The following is an 11,675-nucleotide window of genomic DNA, read 5'->3' on the forward strand; positions in this document are numbered from 1 at the left end:
ACTTGATGAAAAATATAAACGTACTCATATTAAGTGCAGGTAGAAGAGTAGAACTTGTAAATTGTTTTAAAGATGCTAGAGATACCTTAAGTATAAAAGGAAATGTAGTTGCTTGCGATTTAAGTAGTACAGCACCTGCAATATATCATGCAGATAAACATTATTTAGTTCCTAGAATATTAGATGAAAATTATATACCAGAAATAATTGAAATATGTAAAAGAGAGGATATACATTTAGTAGTTCCTACAATAGATACAGAATTATATAAACTCGCGGAAGCTAAAGATCTTATAGAATCAAATACTAATGCGAAGGTTCTTATTTCAGATATAACTGTTATAAAAATATGTAGAGATAAATATAATACACAGGAATTCTTCGAAGAAAATGGATTTGGAATGCCAAGGATTATAGATAAGGAAGCAATAAAAAATAAAGATTACAAGTTCCCGTTATTTATAAAACCTCTTAATGGTAGCTCAAGTATAAATACATTCAAGGTTAATAATGAAAAAGAGTTAGAATTCTTCTTAGAATATGTGCCAGAACCAATAGTACAAGAATTTATGGAAGGGGAAGAATATACAATAGATGCATTTGTTGATTTTAATCATAATCCTATAACTATAGTTCCGAGGCAAAGATTAGCGACTAGAGGAGGAGAAGTTCTAAAAGGTATTGTTAAGAAAGATAGAGATATTATAGAAATAGTAAAATGTGTAATTGAAGAATTGAAACCAATAGGACATATAACATTACAGTGTATGAAAACAAATGAAGGAATAAAGTTTATAGAGATAAATCCTAGATTTGGTGGAGGTGCACCAATTAGTATAAAAGCAGGAGCTAATTCACCAATGAATCTATATAGATTATTACTAGGAGAAAATTTAGAATACAATGAAGAATATGAAGACGGTTTGCTAGCATCAAGACATGATTGGGCTGTGTTTATAAATTCCAATGGAGATCTAGTGTAGATGATAAAGGCTATAGTATTTGATTTAGACGATACACTTATATCTGAAAGAGAGTATATAAGAAGTGGATTTAAAGTAGTGTCAGAGAAGATAGGTAAAGAATATAAGTTAGATATAAATCATGTTAATGAACTTATGCATAATTTATTTAATGAAAGTTCTAAAAATGTATTTAATAGAGCACTAGATAAATTAAATATACAATATGATTTAAATTATATAAAAGAGCTTATAAATACTTATAGAGAACATATGCCAGATATAAGGCTTTATGATGATGCTAAAGAAATATTAGAATACTTATATTCTACAGATTTGAAGTTAGGTATTATAACGGATGGATATAAAATAACTCAAAGAAATAAACTTAAAGTTTTAAATATTGAAAAAAATTTTGAGTGTATTGTAGTAACTGATGAATTAGGAAGAGAGTATTGGAAACCACATAGAAAGTCATATGATCTTGTAAAGGAAACACTAGGTGTAGAATTCAATGAAATGGTATATATAGGAGACAATGTTAGTAAAGATTTTGTAACTGCAAACAAACTTGGTATAAATACAATCCTAATCAATAGAGAGAATGGTATTTATTCAAGTATTTATAAAGAAGATGAATATAACGCAAAAAATGAGATAAACAATTTAAAGGAGATATTAGAATTATTAAATATAAATAAAGTTTTGGGGGAGAAATATTGAAAAAAAGAATATACCTTGCTTCACCACATATGGGTGGAGATGAGATTAAATATATAAATGAAGCATTTGATACAAATTGGGTAGCCCCTCTTGGACCAAATGTAAATAACTTTGAAAAAGAAATATGTAAATATACAGAAGCTAAGTATGCGACAGCTCTAGTTAGTGGTACTAGTGCAATACATTTAGCACTTAAATGTTTAAGCGTAGGAGAAGGTGATGTTGTATTTTGTTCAACATTAACATTTGCTGCAACTTGTAACCCTATAATATACCAAGGAGCAGAGCCTGTATTTATAGATTCAGACTATGAAACTTGGAACATGTGTCCAATAGCACTACAAAAAGCATTTGATGATGCTACAAAGAATAATAAAATGCCAAAGGCAGTTATAGTAGTGAATTTATATGGTCAAAGTGCAGACTATGATAAGTTAAAAGTTATATGTGACAAATATAATGTTCCTATAATTGAAGATGCAGCAGAATCTTTAGGATCTACTTATAAAGGAAAGCAAACTGGAACTATAGGTGATATAGGGATATATTCTTTTAATGGAAATAAGATAATAACTACATCTGGTGGTGGTATGATGGTTTCTAATAATGAAGAATATACGAAAAAAGCATTATTCTGGGCAACTCAAGCAAGAGAGAATGAGAGACATTATGAGCACAAGGAAATTGGGTTTAATTACAGAATGAGCAATGTTGTAGCAGGTATAGGCAGAGGTCAGATTAAGGTTTTAGATGAGAGGATAGCTAAGAAAAAAGATATATTTAAAATTTACAAAGAGGCTTTTAAAGATATTGATGATATAGAGATGATGAATATATGTGATTTTGGTGAACCAAATTATTGGTTATCAGTAGCTACTATAAAGGAAGGTTGTAAGATCAAGCCACTTGATATAATTTTAGCTTTAGAAAAAGAAAATATAGAGTCAAGACCTGTATGGAAGCCAATGCATTTACAACCATTTTTTAAAGGTTATAAGTTTTTTAGTTCGTTAGAAGATGGTAGTGTATCAGAGGATTTATTTAATAGAGGGATATGTTTACCTAGTGATACTAAGATGAATGAAGATGATATACAAACTATATTAGATATAATAGTGAATATATTGGAATCTAAACAAATGGAGATTACATATGAATAAAAAAGGTAAAATAATTCAAGTCTCAGCAATAGATGCAACTATGGATAAGTTATTAAGACGATTGAATGAATTATCAATAGAAGAAGGATATGATGTAATCGGTGTCTGCTCACAAGGAAGTAAAACAGACTCTTTAAAAAAAGAAGGTTTTAATATAAAAAATATAAATATAGATAGAAGAATAAGTCCTTTATCAAACTTAAAATCTATATATGAAATGTATAAATTTTTAAAAAAAGAAAAGCCAGACATAGTACATGTCCATACACCTATAGCAGCAGTCTTAGGAAGAATAGCAGCAAAGTTTGCAAAAGTACCTAATATAATATACACAGCACATGGTTTTTACTTTCACGAAAATATGAAACCATTAGTGTATAAAATATTTTTAAATATAGAAAAATTTATAGCAAGATGGGCAACAGATTTTATATTTACACAAAGTGAAGAAGATGCACAAACTGCATTAAAAAATAAATTTATTGATACAGATAAAATAATTGCTATAGGCAATGGAGTAGATGTTTGTGGCAAATTTAATCCTAGAAACATAAATAAAGATGAAATAAATGATTTATATAAAGAACTAGGATTAAAAAAAGGAGATAAGATAGTTTCTTTTATAGGAAGACTAGTAAAAGAAAAAGGTATATTTGATTTATTAGATTCTTATAAATATATAAGAAATGATGTAAAATTCCTAATAATAGGTGACATAGCTCAAGGAGATAGAGATATTGAAACAATAGAAAAAATAAATAGATATAAAGAAAATAAAAACATAATATTTACTGGAAATAGAACTGATATACACAACCTACTTTATATATCTGATATATTTTGTTTACCTTCATATAGAGAAGGGATGCCTAGATCTATAATAGAGGCTATGGCTATAGAATGTGCTGTAATAGCAACAAATATAAGAGGATCAAGAGAAGAGGTAATAAATGGAAAAACAGGATATTTAGTAAATCTTAATTCTCCAAAAGAAATAGCTAATAAAATTGATGAAATATTTAATAATGAATCATTATTAAATAGTATGAAACTAGAAGGTAGAAAAAGGGCAGAACAAATATATGATGAAGATGTAGTTGTTAGAAAGCAACTAGATGTATTTAAATCTTTACTTAATATAAAAAATTAATATTATAAGGGGAATATTTTATAATGTATAAAAATTTATATGAGAGAATAGTAGAAAAAAAAGAAAACATATCGGTTATAGGTTTAGGATATGTAGGAATGCCACTTGCAATATCTTTTGCAAAAAAAGCTAATGTAATAGGATTTGATGTAAATAAAGAAAAAGTAGAATTATACAATAAGGGAATAGATGCAACAAATGAAGTTGGAAATAAAGCATTAGAAGAAACAACGGCTTTAATGACTTGTGATGAAACTAAATTAAGAGAATGTAAGTTTCATATAGTTGCAGTACCAACACCAACTAATGATGATAAAACTCCAGATTTAAGACCAGTTATAGGAGCAAGTAAAACATTAGGAAGAAATTTAACTAAGGGATCTATAGTAGTATATGAATCAACAGTATATCCAGGTGTAACTGAGGATATATGTATACCAGTACTTGAAGAAGAATCAGGACTTAAATGTGGTATAGATTTTAAAATAGGATATTCTCCAGAAAGAATAAATCCAGGAGATAAATTACATAGATTAGAAACTATAGTAAAAGTAGTATCTGGTATGGATGAAGAATCATTAGATATAATAGCAAAAACGTATGAATTAGTTATAGATGCAGGTGTTCATAGAGCTGAAAGTATAAAAGTAGCAGAAGCTGCTAAGGTTATAGAAAACTCTCAAAGAGATATAAATATAGCCTTTGTAAATGAGCTATCTATAATATTTAATAAAATGGGAATTGATACAAAAGCAGTATTAGAAGCAGCAGGAACTAAGTGGAATTTCTTAAAATTCTCACCAGGATTAGTTGGAGGTCATTGTATAGGAGTTGACCCATATTATTTAACTCATAAAGCAGAGCAACTTGGATATCATTCACAAGTTATATTATCAGGTAGAAGAATAAATGATGGAATGGGGAAACATATTGCAGAAAGTACAATTAAAAACTTAATCAAATCAAATAAGCAAGTCAAAGGAGCTAATGTAGCAGTATTAGGAATTACATTCAAAGAAAATTGTCCAGATGTTAGAAATTCTAAAGTTATAGATATAATAAATGAATTAAATGAATATGGAGTAAATGTATCTGTAACAGACCCAATAGCGGAAGAAAAAGAAGTAAAAGAAGAATATGGAATAGATTTAATAAAATATGAAGATATAAAAGATATGGATGCTGTAATAGTTGCAGTCGGTCATAAGGAATACTTGGAATTAGGATTAGATGATATAAAGGATTTATACTCAACAGATATATCAACTACAAATAGTGGAGAAATATTAGAAGAAATTGCAGTAGATTTTGAAGATAGTGGGTTAGTACTAGTTGATGTAAAAGGAATATTTAATAAAGAAGAAGCAAAATCAAATGGATATTTATATTGGAGGTTATAAAATGGGGTACAAAGATATAAATTTTCCAAAAGGAACTAAGTTTTTAGTAACAGGTGGAGCTGGGTTTATCGGCTCTAACCTTGTTGAAGTTTTATTAGAAAAAGGGTGCTTTGTAAGAGTATTAGATAATTTATCTATAGGAAAAAAAGAAAATATAGAAGAATTTATGAATCATGAAAATTTTGAGTTTATTGAAGGAGATATAAGAAATATAGAAACTTGCCAAGAGGTATGCAAAGATATGGAATATGTACTTCATCAAGCAGCTTGGGGATCTGTTCCTAGGTCAATAGAGATGCCTTTACTATATGAAGAAATAAATATAAAAGGAACATTAAATATGTTAGAAGCTGCTAGGCAAAATAAAGTTAAAAAGTTTGTATATGCATCAAGTTCTTCTGTATATGGAGATGAACCTAATTTACCTAAAATAGAGGGAAGAGAAGGGAATATACTTTCACCATATGCTCTTACTAAAAAAGTAAATGAAGAATATGCAAAATTATACACTAAATTATATGGTTTAGATACTTATGGACTAAGATATTTCAATGTATTTGGAAGACGTCAAAATCCAGATGGAGCATATGCAGCTGTTATACCTAAATTTATAAATCAACTTCTAAATAATGAAGTTCCTACAATAAATGGAGATGGAAAACAGTCAAGAGATTTTACATATATAGAAAATGTAATAGAAGCGAATTTAAAGGCTTGTTTATCACCTCATGAATCGGCAGGGCAATCATATAATATTGCTTATGGAGGAAGAGAGTATTTAATAGATATTTATTACGCGCTTACTAAGTCATTAGAAAAAGATATTGAACCTAATTTTGGACCAGATAGAGCTGGTGATATCAAACATTCAAATGCTGATATTAGTAAAGCTAAATCACTGTTAGGTTATAGTCCAGAGTATAGTTTTGAAGATGGAATTAAATTATTTATAGAGTGGTATAAGGAGAATTTATAATATGACTCATATTCGAGGGAGAGATAAATTTAATAAGATAAAACCAATAATTAGTGTACTAATAAATATAAGTAGATTAATTCCTAAAAAAGCACGTAAAAAATTATTTGAGTTATTTAGAAATAAAAAAGGAAATATAGGGCTACTTATTAGATATATATTACTTACAACAATTACAAAACAATGTGGAGAAAATGTATCAATACATCCAGGAGTATATCTATTTGGATTAGATAAATTATCTATAGGTAATAATGTATCAATACATCCGATGAGTTATATTGATGCAAGTGGAGGAATAGAAATAGGAAATGATGTATCTATTGCACATGGAGTTAGTATTTTATCTACTTCACATAGATATGATGAAATAAATATACCTATAAAAGATCAAGGAATTGATTCTAAAAAGACAATTATAGAGGATAATGTATGGGTTGGTGCAAAAGCTTCAATATTATATGGAAATATAGTAAAAAAAGGTAGTATTATTGCTGCTAATACTGTAGTTACAAAAAATATTGACTGTAATGTTATTGTTGGAGGAGTACCAGCTCGTACAATAATTGAAAGGAAATAGAAATGAGAGTATTAGTAATTACACGTAGTAGTTGGAGTAATGATAATAACATAGGAAATACAATGACTAATTTATTTTCAGGATTTAAAGATACTGAATTTACAAATATATATTTTAGAGAACAAATTTCTAATAATGATATTGCTAGCAAAACTTTTCATATAACAGAACAACAGATAGTATCAGCCTTTATTAAAGGGACTGAAGTTGGAAAGCAAGTGAAAGAATATAAAGAAGAAAAAAATATAGATGAATCTTTAGAAAGTAAAATATATAGAAATACAGCTATTAAAAGTAATAACTTTATGTTGATGATAAGAGAATTAATGTGGACATTAGGAAATTGGAAAAATTCTAGACTAGATGAATTTTTAGATGAATATAAGCCAGATATTATATTTATGCCAGTATTTGGATGTTATTACCCACATAAAGTTTTATCTTATATAAAAAATAAGACAAAAGCAAAGGTTGTATTATTCCATGCAGATGATAATTATACGCTGAAACAATTTTCTCTTTCACCATTATATTGGATGTATAGAATAGGATTAAGAAGATGGGTAAAAAAATCTGTTCAGATTTCAGATATTAATTATTGTATTTCTGAGCTACAAAGAATTGAGTATGAAAAATGTTTTAAAACTAAATGTAAAATTTTATATAAAGGAGGAGATTTTGAAGCAGACCCTTATATAAAAAATAATACTCAAGAAGTGATAAAATTAGTTTTTACAGGTAATATTAGCTCGGGAAGATGGAAAACTTTAGCGAATATAGGAGAAGCTTTAAATAAAATTAATAGAGAAAAAATAAAAGCACAATTAGTAATTTATTCTCATACTCCTATGACAAAAAGAATGAAAAAGGCACTGGATATTGGAAATAGTATTATATTAATGGGAGGAGTACCTGCAAGTGAAATACAAGATATTCAACAAAATGCAGATATTTTAGTTCATGTAGAATCATTTGATTTAAAAGAAAGATTACAAGTAAGGCTTTCTTTCTCAACAAAGATTGTAGATTATTTTTCATCAGGGAAATGTATTTTTGCTGTTGGAAATAAAGATGTTGAATCTATTAATTATTTAATTAAAAATGATAGCGCAATTGTTGCAACAAATAAATCAGAAATATTTTATCAGTTAAAAAAAATAATAGATAATCCTATACTAATAAATGAATACTCCAAAAAATCATGGGAATGTGGAGTAAGGAATCATCAGATAAATAAAATACAAAAAGAATTATATGAAGATTTAAGAATATTATGTGAGTAGGTGGAAGTTTGAAAGTTTTGCAAATTAATGCAGTAAATATTATTAGAAGTACTGGTAGAACTACAAAAGAAATACATGATTACTTAAAAAAATACGGTCATGAGAGTATTGTTGCTTACTCTGAAGGACCAGATTGTGAAAATACTTATAAAATAGGATCAACTATTGAAAAAAAGATACATGGATTACTTTCTAGGCTTTTAGGGTTACAAGGTTATTTTTCTAAAATAGGAACCAAAAACTTAATTAATTATATTGTTCAAGAAAAGCCTGATGTTGTAAGATTAGGTAATCTACACAGCGATTATATAAATATTCCTATGGTATTGAAGTTTTTAGCTAAGGATGATATACCCACTGTACTTACATTAGATGATTGCTTCTTTTTTACTGGAAAGTGTTGTCATTATACAGCTGATAATTGCTATAAGTGGAAAATAGGATGTAAGAATTGTATAAGAGTCCATAAGGATAATAATAGTTGGTTTCTAGACAGAACTAAAAAAATGTGGAAAGATAAAAAAAATCTATATGACAATATTCCAAGATTAGCTGTTGTAGGGGTTTCAGAATGGATAACAAGAGAAGCTAAAGAATCTATATTATCTTCAGCTAAATATATAAAAACAATATATAATTGGATTGATACTGATTTATTTAAACCTATTAATACAATAGAATTAAGAAAAAAATTATTTTTACAAAATAAATTTATAATACTAGGTGTAGCGAGTGGTTGGAGTAATAGTAAAGGATTAAATTATTTTATTGAGCTTTCTAAGTGTATAGATGATAATCATAGCATAATTTTAGTAGGAAATATTCCAAAATCTATAGAGTTACCTAATAATATTATACATATACAAGAAACTAATAATGTACAAGAATTAGTACAATATTATTCTATGGCAGATGTATTTTTACAGCTTTCTCTTGAAGAAACTTTTGGAAAAGTAACAGCAGAAGCTTTATCATGTGGAACACCTGTAATTGTATTTGACTCAACTGCTAATCCAGAACTTGTAGGTTATAAGTGTGGCTATGTAGCAAATAAAAGTTCTTTAAAAGATGTAGTCAAATACATAGAGTGTATAAAGTTTAATACAAAAGAATATTATTCTAATTCGTGTAGAGAATTTGCTTTAAATAACTTTAATAAAGAAGATAGAATATCAGATTATATTAATTTATTTGAAAATCTTATAAATGTAAGGGAGTAGTATGAGTACTTATTTAATTAATATTATTCTTATATTATCGTGGGCTGTAGTTTTACTTAATAATAACACAAGTAAAAGAAATAAAAAAATATTCTGTATAATAGTAATAATTCAATGGATTTTAATATCTGGTCTAAGGCATATTAGTGTAGGTGCAGATACGTATGCATATATGGTTAATAGATTTAATAAAACAATAAATAGTTCATGGCAAGAATTATTTACAAATTTTCATAATATTGTGTTTTTGGGAGGAGAAGGTAAAGATCCAGGTTACCCAATATTAGAAAAAATATTTCAAATATTTTCTGATAACTATCAATTATTTTTAATATTTATTGCAATGGTATTTAAAATTCCTATGGGAAAGTTTATATATAAGTATTCAAAATTACCATGTGTTAGTTTTATAATTTACTCTTGTCTTTTTTATAGCTTTTTTTCTATAACAGGCCATAGACAGACAATAGCAGCTGGTATCGCTCTTTTTTTAGGATATGAACTTATTAAGGAACGAAAATTTTGGAAATTTATATTATTAATTGTTTTTGCTTCAACGATTCATAAATCGATTATTTGTTTAATACCATTTTACTTTATAGCAAATAAAAAAATAACATGGAGATATTCTTTATCTATGTTATCTAGTTTTATATTAATATTTATATTTAAAAATAAAGTTATGAAGTCATTAGCTTTCTTTGCTGGATATGAGAATTATAGTGAACAATTTCAAGGTGCAGGAACATGGACATTTACATTTATTTTTATTATGGTTATTCTAGTTGCATTATGGCAAGCACCTAAGATTTTAAAGGAAAATAATAAAGATATTACAATATGGTATAATGCAATATTTATGGCATTATTATTTATACCACTTACATATGTAGACCCTAGTGCAATGAGAATTGTACAATATTTTTCTATTTTTATTATGGTATTGATTCCAGAAATTATTAAGAGTTTTAATATAAAAACGCAACCAATTGTATATTATACAGGAATATCTCTAATAGTACTATTATTTATAAAAGGTAATCCACAATACTTATTTTTCTGGCAGGGGTGAGTTTAAATGAATAAAGAAATTAAATATATAGGATTTTATGACTTAGTAGACAGTAAAATTCAAAGAAGTAGCTGTTTAGCAGCAGTAAATAAGATGAATTACATAGCTAATGCTATAACACGTTCTGGAATGAAAGTACAGATAGTTTCACCAGCTTGGTTTGTCGATAAAAGCGCACCTAATACACAAAAGCAAACTATACATATTAATGAAGATATTACATTGGTTTTAGCTCCAAGCTTTTCTACTAAAAATAAATTAACAAATAAGCTTAAATATTATTTTTCACAACTATGGATGTTTTTTTGGTTAATAAATAATGTTCAAAAAGATGAAGAAATAATAGCTTATCATTCATTAGCACTAATAAGACCATTGTATTGGGCTAAAAAAATAAAAAAATTTAATCTAATATATGAAGTTGAAGAAATATACACAGATGTAATTAATTATGGGAAGTTAAAAAGGAGATCTGAATTTAAGATGATTAATTATGCAGATAAATATATTTTTTCTACAGAATTATTAAATGAAAAAATAAATAAAGATGGTAAACCATATACCATAATTTATGGAACTTATAAAGCAGAAAAGGATAGAAATGTAAAATTTAATGATGATAAAATTCATGTTGTTTATGCAGGAACTTTTGATCCAAGAAAAGGTGGATCAACAGCAGCAGCAGCAGGGGAATATCTAGATGAAAAGTATCATATACATATAATTGGTTTTGGTAGTGAAGATGAAAAAACAGCTTTACAAAATTTAATTAAAGAAGTTTCTAAAAAGACAAAGTGTACAGTTACATATGACGGATTGTATAACGGTGAGGAATATATAAAATTTTTACAAAAGTGTGATATTGGTTTAAGTACTCAAACACCTAATGCAGAGTATAATGATACATCATTTCCATCAAAAGTGCTTTCATATATGGCAAATGGGCTTAGGGTTGTATCAATAAGAATAAAAGCTATAGAAAAAGCAAAGATTAGTAAATTACTATATTACTATGATAAAGATTGTCCAAATGAAATTGCAAAGGCTATAAAAAGCATTGATTATAATGGTGATTATGATAGTAGAGTTATAATAAAAGCACTAGATACAGAATTTACACAAGACTTAAAACATCTGTTGGAGGTTTAG

The 11,675-nt window shown here is 27.2% G+C and carries 11 protein-coding genes; all 11 read left to right on the forward strand.

All coding sequences use genetic code 11. The annotated features are described in order from the left end of the window. The first annotated feature begins 5 nt into the window (after positions 1 to 5). The 11 genes from BN7997_RS06450 to BN7997_RS06500 are packed head-to-tail and all read left to right on the forward strand — an operon-like array spanning position 6 to position 11,675. Positions 6 to 983, forward strand: coding sequence for an ATP-grasp domain-containing protein (locus tag BN7997_RS06450; protein WP_071120022.1), 978 nt, complete (start codon positions 6 to 8; stop codon positions 981 to 983). After that, positions 984 to 1,685: an HAD family hydrolase gene (locus BN7997_RS06455; protein WP_071120023.1), complete on the forward strand. Its 702-nt coding sequence runs from the start codon at positions 984 to 986 to the stop codon at positions 1,683 to 1,685. Then, a complete protein-coding gene (locus BN7997_RS06460; protein WP_195906801.1) occupies positions 1,682 to 2,845 on the forward strand; it encodes a DegT/DnrJ/EryC1/StrS family aminotransferase in 1,164 nt (387 codons plus the stop codon). Before BN7997_RS06455 ends, BN7997_RS06460 begins: the two co-directional genes overlap by 4 nt. Further along, positions 2,838 to 3,995: a glycosyltransferase family 4 protein gene (locus BN7997_RS06465; protein WP_071120025.1), complete on the forward strand. Its 1,158-nt coding sequence runs from the start codon at positions 2,838 to 2,840 to the stop codon at positions 3,993 to 3,995. The genes BN7997_RS06460 and BN7997_RS06465 overlap by 8 nt, the downstream gene beginning before the upstream one ends. Positions 3,996 to 4,018: 23 nt before the next feature. Next, positions 4,019 to 5,395, forward strand: coding sequence for a nucleotide sugar dehydrogenase (locus BN7997_RS06470; RefSeq protein WP_071120026.1), 1,377 nt, complete (start codon positions 4,019 to 4,021; stop codon positions 5,393 to 5,395). Between the two features lies 1 nt (position 5,396). Continuing rightward, positions 5,397 to 6,371 carry an SDR family oxidoreductase gene (locus BN7997_RS06475; RefSeq protein WP_071120027.1) on the forward strand — a complete coding sequence of 325 codons (975 nt, stop codon included), beginning with the start codon at positions 5,397 to 5,399 and terminating at the stop codon, positions 6,369 to 6,371. Between the two features lies 1 nt (position 6,372). Continuing rightward, positions 6,373 to 6,951: an acyltransferase gene (locus BN7997_RS06480; protein WP_071120028.1), complete on the forward strand. Its 579-nt coding sequence runs from the start codon at positions 6,373 to 6,375 to the stop codon at positions 6,949 to 6,951. A 2-nt stretch (positions 6,952 to 6,953) separates the two neighbouring features. Next, the gene (locus BN7997_RS06485; protein WP_071120029.1) at positions 6,954 to 8,234 is read left to right on the forward strand and encodes a glycosyltransferase; all 1,281 of its coding nucleotides are present in this window, start codon (positions 6,954 to 6,956) and stop codon (positions 8,232 to 8,234) included. Between the two features lie 8 nt (positions 8,235 to 8,242). Then, entirely contained in the window at positions 8,243 to 9,454 is a 1,212-nt protein-coding gene (locus BN7997_RS06490) for a glycosyltransferase (RefSeq protein WP_071120030.1), read from the forward strand. A 1-nt stretch (position 9,455) separates the two neighbouring features. After that, on the forward strand, positions 9,456 to 10,526 hold the full coding sequence (locus BN7997_RS06495) for an EpsG family protein (protein ID WP_071120031.1): 1,071 nt from the start codon (positions 9,456 to 9,458) through the stop codon (positions 10,524 to 10,526). A 6-nt stretch (positions 10,527 to 10,532) separates the two neighbouring features. Further along, entirely contained in the window at positions 10,533 to 11,675 is a 1,143-nt protein-coding gene (locus BN7997_RS06500; protein ID WP_071120032.1) for a glycosyltransferase, read from the forward strand.

This window comes from Romboutsia timonensis (genome assembly GCF_900106845.1).
Classification (GTDB): domain Bacteria; phylum Bacillota; class Clostridia; order Peptostreptococcales; family Peptostreptococcaceae; genus Romboutsia; species Romboutsia timonensis.

Excerpts from the sequence above, each read along its gene's own strand:
- BN7997_RS06470 (WP_071120026.1), top strand. The coding sequence starts at position 4,019 with ATGTATAAAAATTTATATGAGAGAATAGTAGAAAAAAAAGAAAACATA.
- BN7997_RS06495 (WP_071120031.1), top strand. The coding sequence starts at position 9,456 with ATGAGTACTTATTTAATTAATATTATTCTTATATTATCGTGGGCTGTA.
- BN7997_RS06475 (WP_071120027.1), top strand. The coding sequence starts at position 5,397 with ATGGGGTACAAAGATATAAATTTTCCAAAAGGAACTAAGTTTTTAGTA.
- BN7997_RS06500 (WP_071120032.1), top strand. The coding sequence starts at position 10,533 with ATGAATAAAGAAATTAAATATATAGGATTTTATGACTTAGTAGACAGT.
- BN7997_RS06450 (WP_071120022.1), top strand. The coding sequence starts at position 6 with ATGAAAAATATAAACGTACTCATATTAAGTGCAGGTAGAAGAGTAGAA.
- BN7997_RS06485 (WP_071120029.1), top strand. The coding sequence starts at position 6,954 with ATGAGAGTATTAGTAATTACACGTAGTAGTTGGAGTAATGATAATAAC.
- BN7997_RS06465 (WP_071120025.1), top strand. The coding sequence starts at position 2,838 with ATGAATAAAAAAGGTAAAATAATTCAAGTCTCAGCAATAGATGCAACT.
- BN7997_RS06480 (WP_071120028.1), top strand. The coding sequence starts at position 6,373 with ATGACTCATATTCGAGGGAGAGATAAATTTAATAAGATAAAACCAATA.
- BN7997_RS06455 (WP_071120023.1), top strand. The coding sequence starts at position 984 with ATGATAAAGGCTATAGTATTTGATTTAGACGATACACTTATATCTGAA.